The organism is Chitinophaga sp. W3I9, assembly GCF_050434025.1.
In the GTDB taxonomy this organism is placed as follows: domain Bacteria; phylum Bacteroidota; class Bacteroidia; order Chitinophagales; family Chitinophagaceae; genus Chitinophaga.
In genome coordinates this window covers 4,309,262-4,335,498 of sequence record NZ_JBNPWC010000001.1, presented here as the reverse complement: position 1 = coordinate 4,335,498, position 26,237 = coordinate 4,309,262, and the positions used below count along the sequence as shown (strand labels likewise).

General features: G+C 47.9%; 21 protein-coding genes. 15 read left to right on the top strand and 6 right to left on the bottom strand.

Annotation, left to right across the window (positions count from 1 at the left end):
- Nucleotides 1-84 precede the first annotated feature (84 nt).
- Nucleotides 85-1,326 (top strand): alpha/beta hydrolase-fold protein, encoded by a 1,242-nt coding sequence (locus QFZ51_RS17710; protein WP_429047628.1) that lies wholly within the window; start codon nt 85-87, stop codon nt 1,324-1,326.
- Between the two features lie 53 nt (nt 1,327-1,379).
- On the opposite strand, the gene QFZ51_RS17705 is transcribed toward QFZ51_RS17710, so the two are convergent.
- Nucleotides 1,380-2,720, bottom strand: coding sequence for a DUF3472 domain-containing protein (locus tag QFZ51_RS17705; protein WP_429047627.1), 1,341 nt, complete (start codon nt 2,718-2,720; stop codon nt 1,380-1,382).
- Nucleotides 2,721-2,975: 255 nt separating this feature from the next.
- Here QFZ51_RS17705 and QFZ51_RS17700 point away from each other — a divergent pair, with 255 nt between their 5' ends.
- Nucleotides 2,976-3,956 (top strand): DUF6268 family outer membrane beta-barrel protein, encoded by a 981-nt coding sequence (locus QFZ51_RS17700; RefSeq protein ID WP_429047625.1) that lies wholly within the window; start codon nt 2,976-2,978, stop codon nt 3,954-3,956.
- A gap of 57 nt (nt 3,957-4,013) precedes the next feature.
- Here QFZ51_RS17700 and QFZ51_RS17695 read toward each other — a convergent pair whose 3' ends face one another.
- Nucleotides 4,014-7,283, bottom strand: a complete 3,270-nt coding sequence (locus tag QFZ51_RS17695; protein ID WP_429047623.1) for a S41 family peptidase — start codon at nt 7,281-7,283, stop codon at nt 4,014-4,016.
- A 301-nt stretch (nt 7,284-7,584) separates the two neighbouring features.
- On the opposite strand from QFZ51_RS17695, the gene QFZ51_RS17690 reads away from it, so the two are divergent.
- Nucleotides 7,585-8,046, top strand: coding sequence for a cold-shock protein (locus QFZ51_RS17690; RefSeq protein WP_079469927.1), 462 nt, complete (start codon nt 7,585-7,587; stop codon nt 8,044-8,046).
- Between the two features lie 109 nt (nt 8,047-8,155).
- Nucleotides 8,156-9,253, top strand: coding sequence for a metallophosphoesterase (locus QFZ51_RS17685; protein ID WP_429047622.1), 1,098 nt, complete (start codon nt 8,156-8,158; stop codon nt 9,251-9,253).
- Here the strand turns inward: QFZ51_RS17685 and QFZ51_RS17680 are convergent.
- Nucleotides 9,241-10,269: a sterol desaturase family protein gene (locus tag QFZ51_RS17680; protein WP_429047621.1), complete on the bottom strand. Its 1,029-nt coding sequence runs from the start codon at nt 10,267-10,269 to the stop codon at nt 9,241-9,243. The two genes, QFZ51_RS17685 and QFZ51_RS17680, sit on opposite strands and share 13 nt — an antisense overlap.
- Before the next feature lie 174 nt (nt 10,270-10,443).
- Here QFZ51_RS17680 and QFZ51_RS17675 point away from each other — a divergent pair, with 174 nt between their 5' ends.
- Nucleotides 10,444-11,136 carry a molybdopterin-dependent oxidoreductase gene (locus QFZ51_RS17675; RefSeq protein ID WP_429047620.1) on the top strand — a complete coding sequence of 231 codons (693 nt, stop codon included), beginning with the start codon at nt 10,444-10,446 and terminating at the stop codon, nt 11,134-11,136.
- Here the strand turns inward: QFZ51_RS17675 and QFZ51_RS17670 are convergent.
- Complete coding sequence (locus tag QFZ51_RS17670; protein ID WP_429047618.1) at nt 11,133-12,395, bottom strand: alpha/beta hydrolase; 1,263 nt, start codon at nt 12,393-12,395, stop codon at nt 11,133-11,135. The two genes, QFZ51_RS17675 and QFZ51_RS17670, sit on opposite strands and share 4 nt — an antisense overlap.
- A 197-nt stretch (nt 12,396-12,592) precedes the next feature.
- Here QFZ51_RS17670 and QFZ51_RS17665 point away from each other — a divergent pair, with 197 nt between their 5' ends.
- A complete protein-coding gene (locus QFZ51_RS17665) occupies nt 12,593-13,084 on the top strand; it encodes a BON domain-containing protein (protein WP_429047616.1) in 492 nt (163 codons plus the stop codon).
- A 24-nt stretch (nt 13,085-13,108) separates the two neighbouring features.
- Nucleotides 13,109-13,534: an SH3 domain-containing protein gene (locus QFZ51_RS17660; RefSeq protein WP_429047615.1), complete on the top strand. Its 426-nt coding sequence runs from the start codon at nt 13,109-13,111 to the stop codon at nt 13,532-13,534.
- A gap of 212 nt (nt 13,535-13,746) precedes the next feature.
- Here the strand turns inward: QFZ51_RS17660 and QFZ51_RS17655 are convergent, their stop codons facing one another.
- Complete coding sequence (locus tag QFZ51_RS17655) at nt 13,747-15,705, bottom strand: alpha-L-arabinofuranosidase C-terminal domain-containing protein (protein WP_429047613.1); 1,959 nt, start codon at nt 15,703-15,705, stop codon at nt 13,747-13,749.
- A 240-nt stretch (nt 15,706-15,945) separates the two neighbouring features.
- Between QFZ51_RS17655 and QFZ51_RS17650 the strand changes: the two genes are divergently transcribed.
- The 6 genes from QFZ51_RS17650 to QFZ51_RS17625 all read left to right on the top strand — a co-directional run bounded on the left by QFZ51_RS17650 (nt 15,946) and on the right by QFZ51_RS17625 (nt 19,775).
- Nucleotides 15,946-16,425: a GNAT family N-acetyltransferase gene (locus QFZ51_RS17650; RefSeq protein WP_429047611.1), complete on the top strand. Its 480-nt coding sequence runs from the start codon at nt 15,946-15,948 to the stop codon at nt 16,423-16,425.
- 107 nt (nt 16,426-16,532) lie between these two features.
- Complete coding sequence (locus QFZ51_RS17645) at nt 16,533-16,874, top strand: YciI family protein (RefSeq protein WP_429047609.1); 342 nt, start codon at nt 16,533-16,535, stop codon at nt 16,872-16,874.
- A 5-nt stretch (nt 16,875-16,879) separates the two neighbouring features.
- Nucleotides 16,880-18,118: an RNA polymerase sigma factor gene (locus QFZ51_RS17640; RefSeq protein ID WP_429047607.1), complete on the top strand. Its 1,239-nt coding sequence runs from the start codon at nt 16,880-16,882 to the stop codon at nt 18,116-18,118.
- A gap of 31 nt (nt 18,119-18,149) precedes the next feature.
- Nucleotides 18,150-18,989 carry a helix-turn-helix domain-containing protein gene (locus tag QFZ51_RS17635; protein WP_429047605.1) on the top strand — a complete coding sequence of 280 codons (840 nt, stop codon included), beginning with the start codon at nt 18,150-18,152 and terminating at the stop codon, nt 18,987-18,989.
- Nucleotides 18,990-19,056: 67 nt separating this feature from the next.
- Nucleotides 19,057-19,464, top strand: a complete 408-nt coding sequence (locus tag QFZ51_RS17630) for a DinB family protein (protein ID WP_429047604.1) — start codon at nt 19,057-19,059, stop codon at nt 19,462-19,464.
- Nucleotides 19,465-19,484: 20 nt separating this feature from the next.
- On the top strand, nt 19,485-19,775 hold the full coding sequence (locus QFZ51_RS17625; RefSeq protein ID WP_429047602.1) for a DUF1330 domain-containing protein: 291 nt from the start codon (nt 19,485-19,487) through the stop codon (nt 19,773-19,775).
- Nucleotides 19,776-19,779: 4 nt separating this feature from the next.
- Here QFZ51_RS17625 and QFZ51_RS17620 read toward each other — a convergent pair whose 3' ends face one another.
- Complete coding sequence (locus tag QFZ51_RS17620) at nt 19,780-22,272, bottom strand: hypothetical protein (protein ID WP_429047600.1); 2,493 nt, start codon at nt 22,270-22,272, stop codon at nt 19,780-19,782.
- 543 nt (nt 22,273-22,815) lie between these two features.
- Here QFZ51_RS17620 and QFZ51_RS17615 point away from each other — a divergent pair.
- Together QFZ51_RS17615 and QFZ51_RS17610 are read left to right on the top strand one after the other, a co-directional pair.
- The gene (locus QFZ51_RS17615) at nt 22,816-22,941 is read left to right on the top strand and encodes a hypothetical protein (RefSeq protein WP_429047598.1); all 126 of its coding nucleotides are present in this window, start codon (nt 22,816-22,818) and stop codon (nt 22,939-22,941) included.
- Nucleotides 22,942-23,093: 152 nt separating this feature from the next.
- Complete coding sequence (locus tag QFZ51_RS17610; RefSeq protein WP_429047596.1) at nt 23,094-26,234, top strand: SusC/RagA family TonB-linked outer membrane protein; 3,141 nt, start codon at nt 23,094-23,096, stop codon at nt 26,232-26,234.
- The last annotated feature ends 3 nt before the right edge of the window (nt 26,235-26,237 follow it).

Genomic DNA, 26,237 nt, shown 5'->3' with positions numbered 1-26,237 from the left:
TCCGTCACATTAATCCCCGCGTGCATCACAACTCCGGAAATACGTGCCCGGAAAATTCCATCTTTCGGGAAATAATAACCCGGTATGAAAAAAATATTCCTGGTATTTCTGGTGTTCCTGGCCTTCCTGGTGCTATGCGGTGGTGCTGGTGTGATGGCACAAGCAAACCAAAGCCTGGTTTCCTTCGGCCAACCTGATAGCATTTATTCTGATGTATTAAAAGAAAAAAGACCCTTATGGATCTATACGCCTTCGGCAGATACCAGCTATTCTGCAAAGCCGGCCTTCCCGGTGGTATATGTGCTGGATGGCGATTTTCACTTCTCCTCCCTGCAATCAATGATCCTTCAGCTAAGCGCCATTAATGGGAATACAGCGCTGCCAAGGATGATCATTGTTGGTATTCCGAATACCGGCGGTAACCGGATGCGCGACCTCACACCCACACGCGATTCGGCGTATCCCGGTTCCGGCGGCGGCGAGGCTTTCACGGAATTTCTTGGTAAAGAACTCATTCCCTATATCGATAAAAAATACGCCACGGCCCCCTACCGTATGCTGATAGGACACTCCCTCGGCGGACTGATGGTGGTGAACACGCTATTGTATCATCCTGCGTTGTTTAACGGTTATATTGCCATAGATCCGAGCATTTCCTGGAATAAAGGCCAGGTGCTTGCAACAGCCAGCAGGCAATTGCAGCAGTCATTTAAAGGTAAAAACCTCTACCTCGCAGTGGCCCATACCATGAAGCCCGGACTGGATACTGTACAATTAAGAAAAGATAACTATCGGGGATCCGTTCATACCAGCGCCATTCTTAACTTAACCGATTTCCTGAGAAAATTCCCCGGTAACCAGCTCAGGTGGAGTTATAAATATTATGAAGATGATGACCATAACTCGATACCGCTCGTGGGAGAATACGACGGATTAAGATTCCTGTTTCCGCATCACCGCTTTCCTACTTATCTCTATACCGATGACAGCTGCCCTGCGGATTCGTTAAAAACACTTATCACCCAGCATTTCGATATTTTGTCGAAAGACATGGGCTACCGGGTACGCCCCTACGAACCTACCTTTAATGAATTTGGCTACCACCACCTGCAACAGAAAAATTTTGATAAGTCTAAAATGTTCTTTCAGCTGAACATAGATTATTACCCGGAAAGCTTTAATACGTATGATAGTATGGGAGATTATTACCTGGAGAGGAAAGATACTGTAAATGCCAACATCCTCTGGAAAAAAGCGCTGAGCATCCGGCCTTCAAAGGAAATTAAAGATAAGGTGGAGAGCGTAAATAATACTCCGCCACGTTGAGGGTTACTATTGTTTGAAAAAAGGGGCTGCAGTCACAGCCCCTTTTTATTTGTTTATGGTAAGGTATTAAAATTAATTACCGGCGCAGTACCCGATGGTGTACGGGTAAGCGGCGTATTGATTTTTACAAAGTTAGAGAAGAAGCCACAGTTGCGCAGGTAAAACTTTGTGGATTCCACGCCACCGGCAAAGTCCATACGCGCCTGGGATGCAGCAGTAGCATCGCCTGTAAACTGCGCCTTTGTTAACTCATACCAGGTGCCATTGGTATCTCTTGCCCACTGATTGCCGTACTGTGCTTTCCGGCCGATGTAACCGGTTTCGGTGGAGAAATTTTCCAGGAAAGAATACAACCCGGTCAGGTATGTATTGGTTTGCGGACGTCTGAAGCTGGCAATCAGTTGCCAGGCACCGGTTTCAGGGGCATAAAACCAGGAAGTGAATTCCGTTTTGTTATTGGCCACCGGCACAGCATGCGTTAAAAAGCGATAAGTAGTTCCCGCCTGCCAGTTGTATACCAGGTAACTTTGTCCGCCTGCACCTTCGTTGCCAAAGGAACCCGTTTGTACATTGGGGCCTTTGCGCAGTAATTCAATCTTCAGTGAATCCGGGATGCTGTTGGGATCATCTGTATCGGCAGGACTCCAAACTGAAAACAACACCCTTCTTTCGGTAGTACTGTTTACCTGTATGCCAAAATATCCCTGGCTAAAGCCGTTGGACATAAAGTAAGATCCAACCGGGTCCTGGCCAGTAGGTACGGTTACTTCATTATAAAACCATTCCACGTTTTTACCCGCCGGCGGCGTATAGCCCAGGTGTACAGAGGGACCTCTCCTGCCCCAGTATACATCGGTTTGAATGTAGTTGAGCCGGCCACTGGTGGCGGCGCCGCTGATGTACAGGTCGGACAGGTCGGCAAAGTAGCTGCCTGTTTTAGATACGCCCTGGAAATCGACTTTCACATAGCCGGTATCCGTTAGGTTAAAATCGCCCACATCAATGGTGTGGTAGTTGCCGCCGGAGGCGGTAATAGTTTTCGACTGGCCCGCGGCGGTTATTTTCAGCTGGCTGCTGCCACCCGGTACTTTACCGCGCAATGCGAGGTGAAGGGTGCCGGTAGCGCTGGTGCGAAAGTAAGCGCTGAATACGGAACTGCTGCTGGTCCAGTTGGCCAGGCCATAGTCCACTACTACTTCTGCAGCGCCTGCGCTGCTTTGTGTTAACCAGGCGTTACTACCCAATGCCACGGCAACATCCGTAATGCCTGAAGCTTTAACGGTGGCGGGTGACAGGCTGTCTTTCGGGGATTCGCCGGAGGCAAAATAGTTCTTTGAACAAGACGCGAGGGTGAGGCATCCGAATGCGAACGCAAGCGATAATTTTGGTTTCATTGCACTGTATGTTTGGTTAAAAAAGACAAATGGGCTCACAGATTTTTTCGTACGCTCTTCTACGTGGTATACCTTGAATTTAGTTACTGTAATGGTTATACGGAAATACTGCCGCCCAATTATGACATTGTAATGACGCCTGTATTTTACGGGATGGGGCAATTGTGTTTTTTATCTCCCGAAAATAAATACCGGTAAAGGCATAGGGGTATATGGGGTGCATGGTGTCTTCCTCTAAAGCAATAAATATCACTCATGACGAATCAACAACGCATACATAAACAGCCCGTGCAGCAAAAGAAAATATATACCTGTTTGTTACTCGCCTTATTCGCCTTTGCACCTATGCAACGCCTGTGGGCGCAGCTGGGCGCCACTTCCCTCAATGGTCCCGGCATTGGGATCAGCGTGGATTACTTACCACCCTCCCGTTATATCAGGCCGGAAGATAGTGTGAAAACAAAGTCCACTACTTCGCAGCAACGTTATAATTTCGGCGCTGTATTTATGCTGAGCAACCAGGTGGATACCGCTACCGGAAAGGTGCGTACCTGGAACCTCGCGGCTTCCGGCAGCTATACCAAACTGGTCAGCGAAGATTATGATCACCGGATCTTTCCGGAAGAACTGCTGGAAACACAGCTGGCGCTCCTTCATTTCCGGAGTATCGGTAACCATTGGGGCGCGCTGAGTATGTTATCTGCCGGGGTTTTCACTGATATGAAAAAGATCAACGGGGAAGATATTTTTATTAACGGGGGCGTAATATTTATAAAACAACATAACAAGCGGTTCTCCTATGGTATAGGCGCTATGCTTACCAATAGTTTTGGCACGCCTATGATATTGCCTGCGTTGCTCATTAAGTACCAAACAGCCGGCAGGTACAGGATAGATGTTAATTTCCCGGAGAAAATCAGTGTATCAAGCAGTCTGAATAAACAAACGGACCTGGCGCTGGCATTCCGTATGCGCGGTTCTTCGTACGATGTGGAGAATGCGCCGGATAAAAAACGGCTGATGGGTTATGCTGAAATGAGCGTGGGACTGGAGAATACCTGGCACCTGAACCGGCATATCGATTTTGTGGCGTCGGGTGGCAGTATCCTTTACAGCGGCGCTACTTTTAAGGAGAAGAATTTATCTGAGATGTTTGCAGATAAACCGATGCACCGTTTTGCGACCAATTACTTTTTCAGTGGCGGACTGCGATGGAATTTCCAGCCGCGTAAATAAAAAAACCGGGGGCTGTTTACTTAAAGCAAACAGCCCCCGGTCAGTTATATAAAGCCGTTATCTCACTTCATAAGGAGGCTGTGCAGGCGCCTTGTAAGGCTTTGTTTGCAGCAGGTTCTTTATTTCGGTGATGGCCCGTTCCAGCTGCGGATCGATGCCTTTGGCCATATCGCCGAGATTTTCATCTACCGCAATATCAGGATCTACGCCGTGTCCTTCGCGGAACCAGGTACCGTCGTTATTAAACATGCGGAAGGATGGTACGGTGATGATGCCGCCGTCGATTAAGCCGGGTGTATTGCTGATACCGATCAAACCGCCCCAGGTGCGGGTACCGATGATGGGCCCCAGTCCTGCCTTGCGGAAGTAATCAGGGAAGGCATCCCCGCCGGAACCGCTCCAGCCGTTGATCAGCATCACCTTCGGGCCGAAATGCGCGTAAGAAGGCCATTGTGTGGGCGTACCGTTACGGGTAGCCCAGTAAGCCAGCGGTTTGCGGTTCAGCATTTCTATAAAACGATCGGGAATCTGCCCGCCGTTATTGAAGCGTTCATCAATGATAAGGGCCGCCTTATCCCACTGACCATTAAACTGGCGGATCAGTTCATCCTGGCCATCGATGCCGGTACTTGGCACAAAGATGTATCCAACCTGGTTATTGGTGGCATCCGCAATACGTTTGCGGTTACTTTCTATCCAGGCCAGGTGGCGCAGGCGGTATTCGCTGCCGATGGTTTTTACGATCGCGGTTTTAGCGCCTTCCAGGGAAGGGCGGCTATTCCAGGTGATCTCCACTACTTTTCCTGCCAGCGACTGAAACACGCTGTATGGTTCCTGCGCGGTGGTGAGGGGCTCGCCGTTTACTGCCAGGATATAATCTCCTTCATGAATGTTCACACCAGGTTCGTCCAGCGGGTTACGGGCTTCCGCGTTCCATGCGGCGCCGCGGATGATGCGTTTAACTTTGTAGTATTTACCATCTGCCTGCCAGTCCACGCCCAGGTAGCCTACATTTTCATGTTTGCCATCTTCAACATCGCCGCCGAAATTATACGTATGCGATGCATTCATTTCGCCGAGCATTTCATTAATCACAAAGCTTACTTCTTCGCGGGTGCGGGCGCCTTCCAGGAGGTGCAGGTATTTATCTTTTACACTGTTCCAGTTCAGGCCGTGCATATGGGGATCATAGAAGAAATCACGTTCCAGGCGCCAGGTATCCATAAACAGCTGTTTCCATTCTTCTGCCGGGTTCACGGTCATTTCCATGTCGTCCACCTGCATAGCGGTGTCGATCTTCTGATTTTCGGCTACGTCGATCACGCCATAGGGCCCGTTATTGACCAGTATTTTATTGCCATCGGCGGAAAGTTCGTACTGGCCCGGGTCTTTGATGATAGTTTTTACCTGTTTGGTAGCGATATCATAGTATTGCAAAGTGGCTTCACCGCCGCTTTCCTCGTCGCTGGGTGGTGTGCTGCTCACAAACAGGATTTTGCCTTTTACGGCGCCGAGGCGGGAGTAGTTGCCACCTGGTACCGGCAGCAATACCATCCTGGCTTCCATGTTGTCCAGGTCGATATTGGTGGCGGTTTCTTTTTTCTTATCGTCTGCAGGTTTCTCCTTCTTCTCTTTTCCTTTTTTTGCGGCCGGCTTTTCCGGTTCCTTTTTATCTTCCTTTATATTCACTGCATCATTGCGGGTTGCCAGCAGGGAAGGTGTTTCCTTTTGCAGGCCAATAACCCCGATCACGGTGCTGTTGGCGTAAATAAAAGTATTATCGATACTGCTGTAGGTGGGTTTGAACGACTGGTTGGTAAGTACATAAAGATACTTGCCTTCTTCGTCAAACACCGGCCGGGCGGCATCATAGAAACCGCTGGTTACCTGGTGGCGCTGGTTATTTTTTGTATCGAAGAGAAAAACGGCTTCATGGCCGTTGTCCATGTCGCGGCTATAGGTAAGCCATCTGCTGTCGGGAGTCCAGCTGAAACGGAAGCCATCCAGCACATCGGGTGAATAGTGAAGGGCTTTGTCGACCGCCGTGGTTTTGCCGGTGGTCACATCCAGTACCCAGATTTTCAGGTCGTGGTCTATAAACGCAAGTTGTTTGCTGTTGGGCGACCAGTGCGGGCGGTAGCGGAAGCCGGGGCCGTAATGGGTGATCTGCTTAGCCTCATTTTCCTTGCCGGCGGCAGCCAGCCACAGTTCATATTCACCTGATTTATCGCTCCACCAGGCGATGGTTTTGCCGTCCGGCGCCCATACAGGGAAACGTTCTGCCACACCGCTGGTGCGGGTAAGATCTTTCACGTAGCCGTTTACAGCGGGTACGGAGAAAACATCGCCGCGGGCGCTTATCAGCGCACGCTGGCCATCAGGGCTGATGGCGGTGGACTGGATATATTTAGCAGTGCGTTGTGTGCGTGGTTTCAGTGCCGCGAGGTCGGTGGTGATATTAATTTTCACCTCGGTAGATTGTTGTGTGTTCAGCGACAGGAGAAACAATTTGCCATTGGCTTCATACACGATATCATCCGGTCCCAGGGAGGGAAAGTGAACGTCATAGTCTTTGTAGCTGGTAATTTGCTCGCAGGCTTTGGTATTAACATCAAAACGCCAGAGGTTCATCCTTTTCTCTGCGCCGCGGTCGGACAGGAAGTAGATGAAGTTGTTGTGCCACATGGGAAATTCGTCGCCCGCGTCACTTTTTGCGGAAATGTTTTCCGATTGTTGTTTGGCAAAATCAAACACATGGATATCTGCTTTCATACCGCCGCGGTACCTTTTCCAGTTGCGGAAGCTCTGGGAGCGGGTAACCAGGGCCATTTTGGAACCATCGGGCGACCATGATCCAAACTCTGCGTAGGCCAGTGGCAGTTTGGTGGCGGCGCCACCATTTTCCGGGATGGTGTAAAACTGGTTGAAGCGTTCTTTCGTGCTTTCCCTGCCGGAGGCAAAAAGCACCTGCTTGCCGTCGGGTGTCCAATCTACTACGCGGTCGCTGCCGCCGTACTCCGTGAGACGCAGCGGTACCCCACCGGCTACCGGTAATACGTATACATCGGCGTTGCCATCATAGTTGGCGCTGAAAGCTAGTTTGTTGCCATCCGGGGAAAATTTCGGGAAGGCCTCCACTCCCGGTGGAGAAATCAGTTTGATGGCTGTGCCACCTGTTTTCGGGACAATCCAGATATCATTGGCATAGGAAAATGCGATCTGCGACCGGGATACATCAGGATAGCGGAACAGGCCGGCGTCTACCTGTGCCATTGCCTGTTTTCCTGCAATAGCAGCAAGGAAAACCAGGGCCGTTTTCTTCATCATAAGCGTTTTAAATTTTTTTAGACGGGTCCACTTCCAGGTGGTTAATTTTGTTGCGCACTAAAACCAATTTGCTAATCTATGGAAATCCCATGACACCATAATTACCCCTGGTCACAAATAAAATATCATGATAATCTGCAACATGATGCGAATTATTTTCAATGTGCAAAAAATATAGAATAGCCGCTATGGGGAGTCCTGGGGCAAAATACCTGTGCATAAAGGCTGTGCTGCTTTATATTCCGGGCCTTTTACGCAAAAAAAGCCGATCTTTGTAAGGTATCAAAATATATACATAAATATGGCTAGATCCCAGGAAACAGTTGGTAAAAAAGAAAAAGAAAAGAAAAAAGCGAAACAAAGACTGGATAAACAAGAAAGAAAGGAAGAACGAAAGAGAGAAAGCGGAAAAGGAAAGAGTCTGGAAGATATGATGGCTTACATAGATGAGAATGGTAATATCTCTTCTACTCCGCCCGATCCAAGCAGGAAAAGGGAAATCAATGTGGAAGACATTCAGCTCGGACCAGGCAGACAATTGCCGGAGGAACCAGCAGAACTGATCCGCAGAGGTGTGGTGAAATTTTTCAATGAGTCCAAAGGTTACGGGTTTATTATCGATCAGCAGACACAGGATAGTGTGTTCGTTCACATTAACCAGCTGACTGAACTTATTAAAGAAAAAGACAAGGTAACTTTTGAAGTGGAGAGAGGACAGAAAGGTCCAAGTGCGGTTAACGTAAAGAAAGAAGTAAAAAGCTAAACTGTAACAGGTCTGGCTTTATTGAAATAAAAAAATCTGAGCGGTTATTGATAATCGCTCATTTTTGTGCGTGGTAAGGTACTCAGCCACCTTTCTAAAAAAATACAGCGTGCCGCATCCAGTGAAAAAATTCTTCCAGCGTCCTGTTATCTGGCTTTCAAACAGGTTTTCTTCCCAGCCGGACAAATCCCAGGTATTTACCTCCCTATCCCAGCTTCACGAGGAAATCCTTAAAGGCAACCGTCAAAAAGGACTGATTGTTCCTTTTGATTACGAGCATAGCCGCTTTATTATTTTCTCCGATCAACATAAAGGAGGTAAAGATGGTGCGGACGACTTTATGGCCGCAGAAGCCAATTATGTGGCTGCACTCCGTTATTACTACGACAAAGGCTACACGTTTATTAACCTGGGCGATTGCGAGGAATTGTGGGAATGCACGCCGGCTACCGTGATCCGGGAAAACCGCGACACATTGCTGGAAGAAGCCCGGTTCCTGCAACAGCAACGTTATTTCAGGATATTTGGGAATCATGACCTGGAATGGCATTACGCCATACCCCGGCAGCAATTTCTGAAGGGGATCTTCGGGAAGAAACTGAGAGTATATGAAGGCCTTATCCTGCAAACCCGCTACCAGGACCACGACTACAAAATTTATCTCACACATGGCCACCAGGGCGACCTGCGCAGCGACGGCAATGCTTTCAGCAAATGGTTTGTAGCCGCTATATGGACACCCGTACAGCGCTTTTTTGATATCCGGATGGATACCCTCTCCGATTCCTTTGACCTGGCCGACCGCCACAATATCATGATGTACGAATGGAGTATCCGGTACGAGAAAACCTTCCTCATTTCCGGGCACACCCACAAACCGGTGTTTGCATCACTGGATCATATCGACAAGCTCACGAAACAATTGGATAAAGCCCGCGCCCAGGGAGACACCGGCGAGATAGCCATCTTACAAAAAGCATTAGCAGCCAGACAGGCAGAATATGCCGGTAAACAGGTGGTAAAAACAATGGCGCATCCCTCCTATTTCAACACGGGCTGTTGCTGTTTTAATGATGGCGATATTACGGGGATTGAAATAGCAGATGGCGCGATCCGGCTGATCAAATGGAAAAACGATGCGCAGGGGAATTCCCGGGTAGTGCTCGAAGAATCCCCGCTGTATTACCTGTTTGATCAGATGACCTGATCTGCTGTGGGCTGCCGTAATGGTTGCTGATGCTGCACCTCTTCGAGGAAAGCCTGTTTCACCACCTTCGCGGTTTTATGATCCCCGGTATGGCTCCATCCCGGCGGCATTACAATGTACAACAGCTTGTTTTTTATGCCGGGCGCTTTCCGGACATCTTTCCACAACCCGTACAATTCACCAAAATAAACATCCAGGAAATTATTGGGATTCATTTCCCTGGAAATACCATATTCGATCTGCATATCCCTCTTTTCAGGCTGGAAAGTGCCAAATACCTTATCCCAGATGTTAAGCAGGTTACAGAAATTGGTATCCATGTACAGGGGATTCTTTGCATGATGCACCCTGTGATGCGATGGCGTGAGAATGATTTTATTGAGAAAGCCAAGACGCCCGTCTTTAACCAGGTTTTCACCCACATGAATGAAAGATCCCCAGGTGCCGTCGATGAACATAATGATAAAAAGCAATGGCGGATTAACGCCCATGAGGATACAGATACTGGTGCGGATTACGTCTGCATAGGGTGCTTCCAGGAAGAAGTGCGCATAAGTAACCGAAAGGTTCATGGTTTGCGGCGCATGATGAGTAGAGTGCAGGCACCAGAATAAACGCACCTTATGCCCATAATAATGGTAAATAAAGTGGGAGAATTCCCAGATCACATATCCATAAATAAACCAGTACCATTTAAGGGAAGTATTGATCAACGCATATTTCTCCAGCAAGCCAATACAAAAAGCAACTGCCGCAATAGAAATGAACCGGGAAATGAACCGGTTGGCCACAAAGATCAGGAAGGGCATTTTATAGTCTTCAATCTTGAATTTTTTATAAAAAATGGCCCTGCCTATTTCCAGCAATAGCAGAAAAGGTACCAGCGGTGAGATAACCGAGAAGATCCCGTTTAACGTAAGCAGCACCTTATAGTTTCCTGTTTTACATACTTCTATTAGTTGCGAGATACCCAGGAACCCGATGATCTCCTTGAATATCGTTTGAATGACCTCCATAACGCGCCTTTATTTAAGTTTACTTTGTTCGTACAATATACAACTTTGTATGAACAAAGTATAGCAAAACGGCTACTTTTTTTTCAGATAATGCCGCGCCCGGTACACCAGGCCCTACCGCCCGGATAGGCCGTAAATCCGTATATTTATGCCCTGAGACCCAAAAATTACTTTATGGAAGAGGCGGATAAACTAAAGCGTATCGTAGAAGCGAGAATGAAGCTCAAATCCCGTTTTGAGGAGAAGATGCGGCTCACCCCATCTGTAGCCGATAATAAACCCAAAGGCAGCGGCAATCCCAACCGGCATGGCATGCCCGTATTACCGGTAGGACAAACCATCACGTATAAATGGCCGGTACTGGACCTGGGCATACAGCCGGAAATTGAAAAAGAAGAATGGCAGCTTGTCCTCGATGGTGCTGTGGAACACCCGGTGACTTTGAGTTGGGAAGATTTCCTCGCACTGCCGCAAACATCCGATACCTCGGACTTTCATTGCGTTACCACCTGGTCGAAGCTGAATATGAACTGGGTGGGCGTTCGCCTGCTGGACCTGGCCGCGCTGGTACAACCAAAAGACACGGCCACACACATACTCTGTTACGGATACGATGATTACACCACCAACGTGTCACTGGAAGAAGCATTGAAACCGGATGTGCTGCTGGTACATACATTTGAAGGCGCGCCATTACCAAAAGAACATGGCGGACCGGTAAGAATGATTACCCCTGAACTATATGCCTGGAAAGGCGCCAAGTGGATACGGCGCATTGAATTCCTCACTGCCAACAGGCTGGGCTTCTGGGAAGAAAGAGGTTACTCCAAAACCGCTTACCCCTGGAGAAACGACCGGTATAGCTAATGCTTTATAAACGCTGCCAACGACGGTACCAGCTGCGACGACAGTGGTAACGGCGCCTTATTCCCTGCGGGAACGGGTGCGGTGTCTTTCAGCGCGTGCGTCATTCCTTTGATCATCAGCAGCTGCGAACCCTGCTTACAGTGATGGAGAATATCGGCTTGTACAGGTGGCACCTGTGTATCGCTGGTACCGCCAATAATTAAGAACGGCATTTTTACAGCGGGTAGCAAGGTACAGGGATCATAATGAAAAGTACTTTTCCAGAAAGTATACAGGGAAGGATTGAAAAGCGTGCCTAATACCGCCGGTACCTGCTGCGGATTATTGCCCTGCCGGAGTTCATTTAAAATCACGGTCGCCCTATCATATAACGAATCAGCCAGCATTGGCCTTAACTGTGTCAGCAATACTTTATCCATACATTCCCCCGGTCCGGATAATGATACCAGGCTGTTAAAGCTCCTGCGGCCGGCACACATCAGGCCTATTAAAGCCCCTTCGCTATGCCCAATAACTGCCACACTTTTAAATTGCTGTGTATTTTTTTGGAGATGATCTATCCAGGCGATGGCATCATCCGTAAAATCGTCGAGTGAGGTGGCGCTGCTGCTTTTTTTGAAGCCGGTGCTTTGCCCGATGCCGCGTTTATCGTAACGCAAAGAGGCAATGCCATTGGCCGCTAAAGCTGCTGCCAGCTGCTGATAAGAGTTACCGTTGGCAGCCGCTGATAATGGATTATTACCATTATGATCAGTTGGCCCGGAACCTGCGATGATCAATGCCACCGGCCAGGGTTGTTTTTCCACGGGCTTTGTAAGAACGCCATACAGGATACCACCGTCCGGAGTAATCACCGTATCCGTTTCTTCATAAGGCAACAGTGCGGTAGTCAGGAGTTTGGTACCTGCAATAAAAAAGCCGGCAATCCGGTGGTTGGTGTCGAACACCACACGAAAGGTGATAATGGCTTTGCCAAACCTGTTATCCGCCAGTATCATATCATATGCGCCTTCCTTTGCTGTTTTCAGGGAGATAACAGTTTCCCACTTCCCATGGGATTGCTCCATCTGTTGCCAGATCCCTTTCAGCATGTCCGGCGTTACCTTTGCCGTCATGGTGGCATCCATATTTTCTTTTGCGCCGTCCCAGTTCCCTTTACCGAGCTGCTCAAAAAAATGAGTCGCTATCTGATCATTTTGTTGCGCAGATGCCGTGCAAAGCAGGATGCACAGGAGTGATAACAGGTACCATTTCTTCATAGGTCCGGAATTTACTGCATTATTTTTTGCTGGGCCTAAATTATTGAATACGCCTGACAGTCAAAATTAAAATCACATTAATTGAGACCAGGCCGTCTGTATTAAAAAATAAACAACTCTTACCGTCTTATTGCCGGATGAAAAAAGATACTTAACTTAAGAAAGTATTTTTTCATCATTAAAACCTCAGTATGATTATGAAACTGAAACACCTGACCACAGTGATCCTCTCCGTGGGGCTATTGTTCATGATTTCCTGCAAATCGAAACCTAAGGATGCAGACATACAGGCTGCAGTAACCACTGCATTACAATCATCGCCCGGCGTTAGTGCAGATGTGAAGGATGGCGTAGTAACCCTTTCCGGATCTGTTGCCACCCAGGCTGACAAAGATGCCGCAGAAGCTGCTGTTAAGCTGAACCAGGGTGTTAAGAGTGTTGTTAACAATGTTACCGTAGCCCCTCCTCCGCCGCCGCCACCCGCACCGGTAGAAGTTACTGCCGACGATTCACTGAAAACAGCCGTAGCAAGTATTGTGAAAGATTTCCCTGGTATCCAGGCAGATGTTAAAGACGGAGTAATTACTATTACCGGCGAACAGAAAGCAGACCGTTGGAAAAAACTGAAAATGGCGCTGGATGCCCTGAAGCCTAAAAAGGTAGATGCTTCCGGTTTAAAAGTAAAATAATCTTTCTCTTTAAATACAATAATCATGGCAGCATTACAGGATAAATATAAAGAGCTGATTGATGCAGCACAAGCTGCAGGCACCAGCAACCTGAAAGTAAACGAACTGGATGGCGTATTGCATATCGAAGGAGAAGCACCTACCGGCGCCGTAAAGGACCAACTGTGGAACATCTACGGAAAGATTGATCCCAACTTCCTCACCGGCGACGTAGTAATGAATATCAATGTAGCTACTGCTGTAGCAGGCGCTAAACTGAAAGTGATCACAGAATCAACTAACCTGAATATCCGCAAGGGCCCCGGCACCGACCAGCCTGTTGTAGGAAAAGCAGCACACAATGAAATTGTTTCGCTGATCAGTAAACAAAGCGATCAGTGGTGGCTGATCCGCACAGATGCAGGCGAAGAAGGCTATGCCTATGCGCAGTATCTGCAACCGGTGGAATAAGCGGATATTGTCTTTCCCGCTGATTACGCTGATTATACTGATTTGCTTGATTTTTACTTTTTGGATTTTTTTGGATTTTTAGATTAATAATAAGGGAGATAAAAGCGGATATATTCGCTTCTATCTCCCTTAATCCTTTATAAAATCCAAAAAGTAAAAATCAAGCAAATCAGTATAATCAGCGTAATCAGCGAGAAAGACAAAACCCGCGTTTATCTACGCGGCGCCGGGATACGGATAAGCGCCACCGAGCGGGGCGCAACTTCATAACTAATCACTTTGTCGATTTCGAGATTACTGGTAGCAGATGTAACTGCCGGCGCATTTTTATCCGTTGCATTTTTATCCGTTGCATTTTCTGTAAGTACCGTTACTGCTGCATTTGTATGCCGCGCTACGAGGCCGGCCACATTGGCTTTGGCGGATACAGCGGTTTCACCGGCATTCACCAGTTTAATAATGAGATCACCGGTTTTACTGTCTTTCACGCAAGATACGCCTGTATTGGTATTATTATTCAGCGTAACGATATCCGGGTAGCAGATATCGCCTGCATTGTTTGAAAACAGGTGCTGTACGTAATAATTAGGCGTACGGGTGATTGTAGTACCCGTGAAATAAATGAGGTTCGGGTTCCACGAAGTATGACCGGTACGGGCCAGCAGCGGAGCGTAGGAAGATAACCGTACGATGTCGCCGTTGCGTTCCAGCGCGGTCATGTATACGCCTTCCGCTAAGGCATTGAACCAGGTGTTTCCTCTTGAAGCATATTCACCGAGGTATACTTTGGATTTCCTGCGGTTATAGGAATCGTAGCGGTTTTTATTTTCCAGGAACCACTCCGGTTTTTCGTAATAGTGTTCATCTACGATCTGCAAAGCATTTTTGTCGGCAAATGCCCATCCTGCCTCAAAATCTTCTCCTGCCGGAGCCGGGCCGACGGTTCCGATAAGGGTAATTTCCGGGTGCTTTTCTTTTACAGCCGCTTCAATTAATTTAAAGCGCTCCCTGAATTCGGGCGTTTGTTTATCCTCGTTGCCAATGGCCAGGTATTCCAGGTGGAACGGCGCAGGATGACCTGCAGCAGCCCTTTTGGCGCCCCAGGTGGAGGTGGCTGGTCCGTTGGCATATTCAACCAGGTCCAGTATTTCATTGATATAAGCGGGCATTTCTTCCAGTGGCAATCCCTTTTGCCCGGTGCCGCCAATGCGCCAGGTGCCGCCGGAATTCTGGCAGCTCACCGCCGCAGGTACTACCGGTAAAGGTTTGGCGCCAATATCTTCACAAAACTGGAAGTACTCGAAGTAGCCAAGTCCGAGCGACTGATGATAGTTCCATATATTCCGCTGTGCTTTTCTTTCTTCTACAGGACCGATGGTGTTTTTCCAGCGGTACATGTTTTCGAGGCCGTCGCCATGCACGAGGCAACCTCCCGGGAAGCGCATGAACCTGGGCTTCAGATCCGCGATGGCCTGTCCGAGATCGGCTCTTAGCCCGTTTGTTCTGCCATGAAAAGTATTTACCGGGAACAGGGAAACCATATCTATCGCCAGGCTGCCTTTCGCTTTGGCCACCAGTACCAGCACGGCGCTATCGTCTGTTTGTTGTGCGGTAAGAACGCCACTGCTCTTCTTCCACTCCTTTGCATCTGCCGTGATGCTTACTTCTCCATACACCTCCCCTTTCCGGCCGCGCAGCTGCACAGACACTGGAATAGGAGTTGCCGACAGTAGCCGGGTAAATACGGAAAAGTTATACTGTTCTCCTTTTTTGATGGCAATGCCATCAAACCCGTTGTTTTGCAGCCCGATGCCTTCCTGGCCGGGTTCCTCAATGGTGAGTACTACATAATGCGGGTTATTGGGATGAACCGGCGATTTACTTTCCACGTTCACCGCTCCGTAGCCGAAGCCTTTTGTTACGTATTCCCAGGCCGTGAAAGCATGCCACTCCCGCCTGTCGGCCGGTGTATACTCAAACGAACGGTTCTGGATTAATTCTGCATACAGGCCGCCATCTGCCGCATAGCTGATGTCTTCAAAAAAAATTCCGAACAGATCGGGGGAAATAGCTTTGCCGGCTTTGTGCTTCGTTTGTGCACCCGCCAGGTGTGTACCCAACAAGCCAATAAAGAACATAAAGAGGATCTCTTTTCTTACATGCTTTTTCATAACGCGTACTAATTTTTGTAGCTGCCTGGCAGGTGCGCCGGCTTACTTCTGACAGGAAAAATAATAAAACTATTTTATTAATCGTCAATTTGACAATTAATTTTTATAATTCCGGAAGATGCCTGTGTTTTGTTGTTATATTTTTGTTGACAGCAATAAAAGCCCCGCTCCGCTTCCGGTTCTTTTTTCTCCGGCTGGTATATAAAACTTAACTTCCCGTTATTCATTTTATCGTTGTTAATGAGCATGACCATCAGACCATATACGCCCTCCGATAAACCAGCCTGCATGGCTGCTTTTAAAAGTAATATGCCTGGCTTTTTTGCACCGGCAGAATTACCCGATTTTGAAGAATGGCTCCGGGAACAGGATGCACGGTATGCATCTCCCCAAAAAAATAACAACGAACAATACTATGTAGCCACCCTGCAGGAACAGATAATCGGCTGCGGAGGTTATTATATCGATACTGCAAAACAGGAAGCTGCAATGACCTGGGGCCTCATCACACAGGCATTACATAAACAGGGATATGGCAGGCAATTATTCCTGTACCGCGTACGGGTGATCCGGTCGGTATGCCCGCAATGCAGCATCAGGCTTGACACTACGCAACACGTTTATCCTTTTTTCGAGAAACTCGGATTTGTGGTTACCCGCATCACGAAAGATGCTTATGGTCCGGGACTCCACCGGTACGATATGGAACAGCATGCATAATCCGCACGCCGGATGGAAAATATTTTTTTCGGACAAAAAAATGAAGTTATTTGTCCCCCTCATGAATATTCAGTCGTTACTAAAACGAAACCATAAAACATTATGCAATGAAAGAATTCATGTTAATTTTCAGAAACAGTACCAACTCGCACGACAACCCATCTCCCGAACAGTTACAGGAAAGGATGAACTGGCTGGCTGGTATTGCCGCCCAAAACAAACTGGCAGATAAAGGAAACCGGTTATCCGCCAGCGACGCCAAAACCGTGAAGCCCGATATGGTAACAGACGGCCCCTACACGGAAATCAAAGAATTTATCAGTGGCTATATGATTGTGAAGGCAGCCAATATTGAAGAAGCGGTGGCATTTGCCCAGGCCAACCCGGTACTTAAAGCCGGCGGCAATGTAGAAGTACGGGCTATACTCAGACCGGAAGAGAAAAGCTAACGCCCATGGCAGCAAGCACCCCTCCCCACCCGGAGCTTTTACCTCAATTATTCAGGTTGGAATATTCCAAAATGACGGCTGTATTATGCCGTCTTTTTGGCTTGAAACATATGGAAACAGCCGAAGACATTGTGAGCGAAACCTTTCTGAAAGCCACCGAAATATGGCGCGTACAGGGCACCCCTGAAAACCCCACCGCCTGGCTGTACACCGTAGCAAAAAATAAAACGAAAGATTATCTCAAACATCTGTCCATCTTCGAAACACAGATTAAAGGCGCTCTTACAGCCAGCGAATGGCAAATAGCACCCGACTTTGATTTCACCCCGCAAACTATCAGCGACAGCCAGCTGGCCATGATTTTTGCGGTTTGCAATCCCGCTAACTCCACCGAATCACAGATCTGTCTCGCCCTCCAGATCCTGTGCGGATTCAGCATCGAAGAAATTGCGGATGCCTTTCTTTCTAAAACAGCGACCATCAAAAAAAGATTGCTCCGGGCAAGGGCCAATCTGCGCAACGACAACTTCCAGATCAGGCAACTGCAGGAAGCAACCATAAAAGAAAGACTGGACGTTGTTTTAAGAACCCTCTATCTTTTATTTAATGAGGGATACTTTTCTAAATCCAATAATCACCTCATCCGGAAAGACCTCTGTTCAGAAGCCATCAGGCTGGCGCTGGTACTCACCGAAAACCCGCTCACCAACACCACTCAATCCAACGCACTGCTGGCACTGATGTGCTTTCAAAGTTCCAGGCTGGATGCAAGGGACAACAAAGGAGAAACCGTGCTGTATGAGCAACAGGATAAAAACCTGTGGAGCAAAGAACTCATCCAACAGGGCAACTACTACCTCGTAAATGCCTGCTCCGGCAATGAAATATCGAAGTATCACCTCGAAGCAGGCATCGCCTACTGGCATACCACGCCCACTGATCATAATAAATGGACGCATATCCTGCAGCTGTATAACCAGCTGATATTAATTGAATATTCTCCTATGACCGCACTAAACAGAACCTTTGCCTTTGCAAAAGTTTACGGACACCCCGCCGGCATACAGGAAGCGGAAAAACTTGGCTTACACAACAACAGCCATTATCATTCCCTGCTGGGTTATCTGTACGCGGAAAACAATACAGCAAAAGCGGTTGCGCATTATCAACAAGCCATCCATCTTACAAAATCAACCGCAGAAAAGAAAACGCTGATGAAGGAAATACAACGGCTTCTCCTGTAACAGGATCACTTTTTTTTGATAACTTTATATTATGCAGGCGGATATTCAAATACTCTATCAATCTCCCGTTTGCACCGTACATAATTTTCTGTGCCGGTGCCAGGAATGTTCCGTGTCTGCAAAAGAATACCAGGAAACATTTTCCATTGCTTATATCCGGAAAGGAAACTTCCGCTTCCGGGTTTTCAGGAATGAGCTGGATGCTTACAGCGGTCTTTTCCTGCTCTGTAAACCCGGCTACGAACACCAGGTAGCGCACGTGCACAACATACCGGATCAATGCACCATTTTTTCTTTTACACCCGCAAGTGAAGGCCTGTTGATGGAACATGCTGCCAACTTTTCCTGGTTCTTCAATAACCCCGACATTCAATCCATCCTGGTAAAAGCTACGCCGGAAATGGAGTTCCTGCATCAGCGCATATTCAGCCTGCTGCAAAAAACACGCTACCCTTCTTTATGGGCAGAGCAGCTGATGACCGCGCTTTTCCACCTGGTGTTGTCTGCCGGAGATCCGCGCCATCCCCTGCCCGTATTGAATGATAAACAAAAAAGGAATTACCTGCCGGTGATAGAAAAGGTGAAAGCGTTTATCCATGAAAACTATGCAGACAATGTTACGCTTCCGCAACTTGCAGCGCAGGGAAATATGAGCCCGTTTCATTTTAACCGGCTTTTTAAACAGATCACCGCCGCCACTCCCTACAGTTATTTGCTGCAGGTAAGGCTCAAACAAGCTGCGCTGCAACTTTGCAACACAGGGCTGCCGGTAACCGACATTGCATTCTCCACAGGCTTTAACAGCCTCGAACATTTCTCTGCCGCCTATAAAAAACAATTTGGCCAATCACCCTCCGCCATGCGTTCTTAAAGAGAGCAATTTTCCTTAAACAGATGCTTCCCCTTCCGGTTAATTTTGCGGTAACAAACTTAATATTATGAAAACGCAATTATTAACGACCCTGGAAAATGCGAAGCATTATACGCTAAGCGTAGCGGAGGCCATGCCGGAAAAGAACTATCACTTTAAACCAACACCAGCCGTATGGACGTTTGGAGAACTGCTGCATCATATTGGTTATGGCATCGGCTGGTGGGAAGAAAATTTTATCCAACAACAATCTTCAGAATGGAACCCTCCTCCTGCTACTACCGGCAAAGCGGCCACCATTACCTACCTGAACCAGGCTTTTGCCGCCTTGAAAAAAAGTATAGAAGAAATGCCGCTGTCGGACCAGGTGGTGGCCGGCTTCTATGCCACCATCGATCATGTTACGCATCACCGCGGACAGGCGACTGTCTATCTCCGCACACAAGGTATTGTTCCTCCTGAATACGTTTACTGATCTTTCAAATAAAAAATCATATGCCTGTATATTATATCAATAGCTACGACATTATCAATGAAGAAGAATATGCAAAGTATGGCCCGCCGGTAGTTCAATTATTGCATAAATATGGCGCGGAAGTACTGGCATCAGACCTCCAAGCCATCGCTGTAGAAGGAACGGTGAAGAAGATGACTGCCATTATTAAATTCCCGTCGGAGGCAGCTGCGCTGCAATGTTACCACGACCCGGAATATCAGCCGCTAAAGGCCATTAGGTGGCGTTCTACTGAAAATTGTACGATGACGCTGGTGCATGGATGGGAGTAGTGTATCAATGCGGATGCCCCGTAATTTCCTGGAACGACCTTTCAAAATCCTGCCCGTAACTTTCCTTGTATTCCTTTGCAAAGCGCTGGTAAACATCTTTGGCGGTGCCATGCCTTCCCAGCAGGATCAACGCCTTGCTTTTATGCACCAATGCTTCTTCATTCAGTGTATCGAAAAAGAAGATGCAGTTGCTGAGCCGCACAATAAGCTCTGCATCTGCACTCATATCAGCATGGTTAATAAAAGATAGTATAACGTCCGTCACCTGGTTGGAAACGTCTGCTTTGATATGATCCAGCCATTCGTACTGGCTTGTTTTAAGAAAGGCTCCCCTGCCCGCTATGCGCAGCAGTTCCAATATCCAGTCGCGGTTAACAGGCGCCTTTGCGCCCACCAGCTGGATATACTGCTGGTAATCCACCCGGATGGAGTTATTCAGTATTTCAAGCCGCCATTTACCTGCTTCTTTTACTACCTGGTAGTCGCCTACTTTTTCCAGGAGATTTTTCAGTTTTAAGATGTTTACGGAGTAATTGTTTTTGGCGTCTTTCTGTAACTTATCCGGCCATAGCGTACTATAGAGTTTTTCGGGAGAAATGCCTTTTCCGTCTTTAAGGGAATAAATGAGCAGTAACAGGAAAAGCTCTTTCAGCAGCGGGGTGAAATGTTGCGTAATATCCTGACCGTTGGCATCAAATACTTCGAAGGATCCAAAAAGAAATATGGCAGCAATTTCGGGGTTCTCCTCCGGCAAAGGAGCGGCGGGTGGCTCCGGTACGGGAACAACCGGCGCTGCGCTGCTGCTGACCGGAGGAGGCATCATAGCCGGCACGGCACTCTCCGCGGCTTTTGGGAAAGCAGATTTCCGGCTCCGGTAATAAAGGAATATAAGACCCGCTGCCGCAAGTGGCAGCAACAGGTACCACCAGTAAGTCCTGCCGGTTGCCGGAACGGCCGCCCACACGCCTGCCTGGTTTGGCGGAAAAAAGATCGTATGTACTTTCACGTTGGTAACATTCCCTTTGGAATTGTATAAGGTTACGGCTACCAGTTTTTTACTAACCGGACAATAATATAAGTCGGCAAAAGAGGCGATGTCATAAAAGGAATAAGGGATGGAATCTCCCATCAGCTGATATTCCGGGGAGTTTAAGGAACCTTTGATCAGCTGCAGGGTGGTATTGAACTTATCCGTTGGATAAATGAGTGCATAGAAATCATCGGTCCCCGGTATGGTGATCATGCTGTTGGCAAAACAGAATTGTCTTTCCGGCTTTTTAAATTCAAAAACCGGGTGAAAGGTCCGGTCCCTGATGCTATAAGCCATCAGGTCGTAGCAATATTGCGGGTTGATCCCCTGGTCGCCGGATTTACTGCCGTAGCCACCTATAATATACGCGGTATCCTTTGCCGCATTCATACCAAGTGCGGTGAGATAACGCGGCATGGGACGTTCTCCTCCGTAGGGAACCACTTCCCAGGTTTTACTGGGAAAATGATAGCGTTGCAACAGGTTTTTATACTGCAGTTGCCCGTAGCCGCCCAGCACATATAGGGAAGAGTCAGTGGGAGAAAGGAACTTATTGACCTGCCAGAATACGGTCAGGGAATCCGTGGTAAAGTTAACGTCCCACTCCGGTTTGGCAGGATCCAATGTGCTTACCTTTTTTTCATCTGCATAAAAATTATACAACCGGTTATTTACCGGATCAAAAACGGACTGGTTGCCGGGAGGCAGCAGGTGACGGCTGCGGGTAAGCCTTTCGCCTTTCAGCTGCATATTGCTGAACGATAATTCATAAATGGAATCAACCGACACTACACAGAGCACTTCCCGCTTACCGTCGAAGGCAATACTGGCAGCGCCCTTTGTGTCAAAGTCCACTGCCTTTTCCCATTTCCGGTGTTTGGGACTGATCCAAACAGGGTTGCCCACGCGGGCCACCCTTTTCCCGATCTCATCATGGGCTTCATTGCCCTTCTCTTCTGACAAAGGGAAATAATGCGTCAGCTGCCCGTTTTCACTGATCCTGATATCCCGGATATTCATGGGAGGGATATCCAGCATCTGGAATCCCTCAAAACTGTTGGCGCCAAAATAGATATTGCAACAGGTACCGGCGGAAAAGTTGCCTTTGCCTTTACTGATTAACCGGCCATTCATATAAAAAGAAGCTTCCTGCCGCTCTGTATCAAATCTTATACGGACCTGGCTCCAGTTCCCGAATAATTTAGCAGAGTCGATATCATACCCCCCAATATAGTTTTCCCCGATAACAAAATTCAACCTCGCCAGCCGCTGGTTATATACCAGGTCGATACTCTGATTGGTGGGGGTAATCAGCCGCATGATATACCCGAAATAAGTTTCATGATAAGGCAGAAAGGTAAGATCGAAGGATATTTCCGTGTTATGTTGCAGGCATATGGGGGCAGTGGGGGTTAGATGAAGGGATGTCCGTTTCTCCTGTACCACCTCATGGCTCCGGAACTGCAATCCGTGTGATTGACAATACCCCCCGTGGCCAGCTAACAACACACCGCATATACATAAGATATATCTTAACATTAGATCCATTCTAATAAGGACTACAATAATTTCCTGGCTAATACGCTGGTGGAATTAATGTCGGAATTTTTAATCAACGTGAACAGTTACAATAAACAATTAACCAGCGGACAGCGTCTGCCCTGTTTTGCGCCAGCAGGATAAATTAATCTTTTACTTTGGTTGATGAGAGATAATCATAGATAAACTACCTCCAGGATGCTTTCAGCACAGTGTTTTCAGCCACAGATCCTCCTGTCATATTATCTCTGAGGCAATATTATAAAATTAATCCAAAGAATAATCGGTTTTTTAAATATTGAAGATGACCCATTTCTTGTCTTATTTTTTATCGACTACAATATAATGAAAACCAACTAGTTATCATTCTTACAGAAAATTAATTTTTCAGTTAGTCGGTTCATTAACCGGTTTATTAGAAGCTCTCCGATTTATTGCAGCAGCTTATTGCAGCAAAACGATTCCACGATTATGAAGCGACTTATATTCCTTTCAGTACGCCTGTTTGTGTTGGTTTACTCCTGCGTGCCAGCCATCAGAAAACATCCTTACACTTCAGCTTCGTTTGTGCATATCACCTTGCCTGCCATCATGTAGCATATTCCTGTTTCGCGTATTAACCAAAATCAAGTATTGATATGATGTATTGTACTCATTTTTTTCCACCGTAATCCCGGAAGAATCATCAGGCACTCCTCTCCTGACGACTTTCTGGCGAAAACAAATTTATCCAATGCAATAGTAACGTTATGAAAAGAATCTACTACCTATTCCTTTTAATATGTATCTGTCCGTTAAGTGTGCTGGCCCAGCAAAGGACCATCACCGGCAAAGTAACGGATGCCAAAGATGGCAGCCCCATACCGGGAGTGAGCGTAACGGTGAACGATAATGCTCCTGTCCGTTCCGGCGCCACTACCAATACAGCAGGGATCTACCATATCACCGTAGATGCCCGCGCTACGGAACTGGCCTTTTCTTTCATGGGCATGAAAGGCGCCATCGAAAAGATCAATGCCCGTACTACCATCAACGTTAGTTTGTCGGCCGGCGAAGACCAGCTGGGAGAAGTAGTGGTGGTGGGATATGGCACCAAACGGAAAGAAACCCTTACCGGGGCCGTATCCAATATCACTTCAAGGGAAATACAAACCTCCACCAATGTAAGCCTTGCGCAAAAGATCCAGGGTAAAGTAGCCGGCCTGATGGTCCGCCAGTTAGGCGGCGAGCCGGGTAACTTCGATAACATGATCAATATACGTGGCTTCGGAACGCCGCTATATGTTATAGATGGCATTGTAAGAGATGGCTCCTCCGAATTTCAGCGTATCAACCCGGAAGATGTGGAAAGCATTTCCTTCCTGAAAGATGCTTCCGCCGCCATCTACGGGTTCAACGCCGGCAACGGCGTGGTCATCGTAACTACGAAGAAGGGCGCAAAGGGAAAAACCGCTTTCAACTATTCAGGTACCGTAGGCATGATGAAACCTACAGACGTACCCCGCATGGCCAATGCCTCCGAGTGGATGCAGATGCGCAATGACGCAGCCGTATTAGGTACCGGCGCCCCTTTTGTAACAAAAGAAGAGTTACAAAAATATATCGACGGGGCTCCGGGCTACGGTACCACCGATTGGTACGACGTAACCATGAAGAAAGCCGCTACCCAGCAGCAACATAACCTGTCGGCCACCGGCGGCACCGACAAAACCCAGTACTTTGTAAGCCTGGGATATTTCCAGGAAGGCGGTTTGTTGCGTAGTAACGACCTGAACTACCAACGCTTTAACCTGCGGTCAAATATCACTACGGAACTCACCAGGAATCTGAAGGCAGAAGTATTGATCGGCGGCCGGTACGATAAAAAAGAAGCGCCGGGAGAAAACTTCTTCAACATCTTTAAAGGTACCCGCGTTACCCTCCCTACTGAGCAACCCTATGCCAACGGCAATCCTGAATACCCGGCAGTAGTAACCCCTTCTAATCAGAATCCACTGCTGCTGTCGCAGCGAGGCGCCACCGGCTACAGTGAAACCGTGAACAGGAGTGTGCAGACTTCCCTCGCGCTCACCTACACGTTTCCTTTCCTGGAGGGACTTTCGGTAAAAGGACTGGCAGCCTATGACATGAACAGCTACCAGGGTAAAGATGTATCCAAACCTTATAATCTCTACACGTATGTAAACGACGAATACCTCGTGGCTCCGCAACGTGTAGGCGCCGGCGCTATCAGCAACGGCTACGGTAATGGTAACCGTCTTACGTTACAAACACAGCTGAATTATTCCACCAGCATTGCCCGCGCCCATAATATTGGCAGCTCCCTCGTATTTGAGCAGCAGCAATCCTGGAGCCGCAATGCGGACCTGAGAAGGCTGTATTCCTTTTATACCACCGACCAGATCAACGGCGCTTCAGAAGCCGGCATGACCAACTCCGGCCAGGAAGGGCAATCTGCCTACCAGTCGTTGCTGGGCCGTTTCAATTACGACTACAAATCCAAATACCTGGTAGAATTTGCCTTCCGTTACATGGGCAACTATGCATATCCCAGCAACAGTAGATGGGGCTTCTTCCCGGTGATCTCCGGCGGCTGGAGAATTTCTGAAGAACCTTTTCTTAAAAACAAGATACCAGCGATCTCCAACCTGAAGTTACGCGCCTCCCATGGTAAAATGGGCGAAGATGCCGGTCAGCCTTTCCAATGGATCCAGGGATTCTCCACTTCAGGCGGTGGACGATATGAATTTGCAAACGGAATTCTTACCAACGGCGCCGCGGCTCCCGGTATCACCAATCCCAATCTCACCTGGGCTACCAACACTACCACCGATCTGGGTATCGATATCGGTTTATGGAACAACAAACTCGGACTGGAAGCAGACGTTTACCGGAAAACACGGACCGGTCTGCCCGCCCGGAGAAATGTATCATTGCCCAATACTTTTGGCGCAGGATTACCGGAAGAAAACCTGAACAGCGATCGCGTACAGGGCGTGGAGTTTACCATCACGCACAACAACCGCATCGGTGAATTCTCCTATAATATCTCTGCTAATTTCAACTTCTACCGTGCACAAAATCTGTATGTAGAAAGAGGCGCTTACCAGAACAGCTACGACAAATGGAGAAATGGTAACGACTACCGGTATAACGATGTGATCTGGGGATACCAGTACCTGGGCCAGTTCCAGAATTTAGACGAAATCGCCAACTGGCCTTTGCAGAACGGCGGTCAGGCTAACATCCGTGAGCTGCCCGGTGACTTCAAATACGCTGATCTCAACAATGATGGCGTTGTGGATGATAAAGATATGACGCCCTCTTTCATCGGCGCCGTGGGTAACAACGACAATCAAAATCCAAGCGGCAAAAATCCGAAAATAAACTACGGTCTTTCTATCGGCGCCGCCTACAAAGGCTTCGACCTGAACCTGCTCCTGCAGGGCTCTGCCATGTATACCGTACGTTTCAGCGAAGTGTATGCAGAAATACTGGCGTTCCGCGGTAACACCCCCGCCTACTTCTTCGACAGATGGCATAAGGCAGATCCCTATGATCCAAACAGCGAATGGGTGCCGGGCAAATGGCCAGCCTCCCGATTCAATGGCGACGTAGGTAAAATGTATGCAGAAAGCTCCGTGTGGAGAAAAGACGCCTCCTATGTCAGGTTAAAAAGCCTGGAACTGGGATACACCTTCGGTCCCAACCTGCTCCGTGGAAGCGGCATCCAGAAGATCAGGATCTATGCCAACGGCTTCAACCTCTTCACGATTGCAGATCCATTCGTAAAAGCGTTTGATCCTGAAAGACTGGAAGGCCTCTTCAACGCCGGCTTCAACTATCCCCTCACGAAGAATTACAATTTCGGGATCAACGTCAACTTCTAAAAG

What these genes read in the sequence shown, in the direction of transcription:
- QFZ51_RS17615 (WP_429047598.1), top strand. Translation starts at nt 22,816, where the DNA reads ATGAAGCGACTTATATTCCTTTCAGTACGCCTGTTTGTGTTGGTTTAC.
- QFZ51_RS17635 (WP_429047605.1), top strand. Translation starts at nt 18,150, where the DNA reads ATGCAGGCGGATATTCAAATACTCTATCAATCTCCCGTTTGCACCGTA.
- QFZ51_RS17695 (WP_429047623.1), bottom strand. Translation starts at nt 7,283, where the DNA reads ATGATGAAGAAAACGGCCCTGGTTTTCCTTGCTGCTATTGCAGGAAAA.
- QFZ51_RS17610 (WP_429047596.1), top strand. Translation starts at nt 23,094, where the DNA reads ATGAAAAGAATCTACTACCTATTCCTTTTAATATGTATCTGTCCGTTA.
- QFZ51_RS17660 (WP_429047615.1), top strand. Translation starts at nt 13,109, where the DNA reads ATGGCAGCATTACAGGATAAATATAAAGAGCTGATTGATGCAGCACAA.
- QFZ51_RS17630 (WP_429047604.1), top strand. Translation starts at nt 19,057, where the DNA reads ATGAAAACGCAATTATTAACGACCCTGGAAAATGCGAAGCATTATACG.
- QFZ51_RS17665 (WP_429047616.1), top strand. Translation starts at nt 12,593, where the DNA reads ATGAAACTGAAACACCTGACCACAGTGATCCTCTCCGTGGGGCTATTG.
- QFZ51_RS17650 (WP_429047611.1), top strand. Translation starts at nt 15,946, where the DNA reads ATGAGCATGACCATCAGACCATATACGCCCTCCGATAAACCAGCCTGC.
- QFZ51_RS17675 (WP_429047620.1), top strand. Translation starts at nt 10,444, where the DNA reads ATGGAAGAGGCGGATAAACTAAAGCGTATCGTAGAAGCGAGAATGAAG.
- QFZ51_RS17690 (WP_079469927.1), top strand. Translation starts at nt 7,585, where the DNA reads ATGGCTAGATCCCAGGAAACAGTTGGTAAAAAAGAAAAAGAAAAGAAA.
- QFZ51_RS17700 (WP_429047625.1), top strand. Translation starts at nt 2,976, where the DNA reads ATGACGAATCAACAACGCATACATAAACAGCCCGTGCAGCAAAAGAAA.
- QFZ51_RS17645 (WP_429047609.1), top strand. Translation starts at nt 16,533, where the DNA reads ATGAAAGAATTCATGTTAATTTTCAGAAACAGTACCAACTCGCACGAC.
- QFZ51_RS17680 (WP_429047621.1), bottom strand. Translation starts at nt 10,269, where the DNA reads ATGGAGGTCATTCAAACGATATTCAAGGAGATCATCGGGTTCCTGGGT.
- QFZ51_RS17710 (WP_429047628.1), top strand. Translation starts at nt 85, where the DNA reads ATGAAAAAAATATTCCTGGTATTTCTGGTGTTCCTGGCCTTCCTGGTG.
- QFZ51_RS17670 (WP_429047618.1), bottom strand. Translation starts at nt 12,395, where the DNA reads ATGAAGAAATGGTACCTGTTATCACTCCTGTGCATCCTGCTTTGCACG.
- QFZ51_RS17655 (WP_429047613.1), bottom strand. Translation starts at nt 15,705, where the DNA reads ATGAAAAAGCATGTAAGAAAAGAGATCCTCTTTATGTTCTTTATTGGC.
- QFZ51_RS17640 (WP_429047607.1), top strand. Translation starts at nt 16,880, where the DNA reads ATGGCAGCAAGCACCCCTCCCCACCCGGAGCTTTTACCTCAATTATTC.
- QFZ51_RS17625 (WP_429047602.1), top strand. Translation starts at nt 19,485, where the DNA reads ATGCCTGTATATTATATCAATAGCTACGACATTATCAATGAAGAAGAA.
- QFZ51_RS17705 (WP_429047627.1), bottom strand. Translation starts at nt 2,720, where the DNA reads ATGAAACCAAAATTATCGCTTGCGTTCGCATTCGGATGCCTCACCCTC.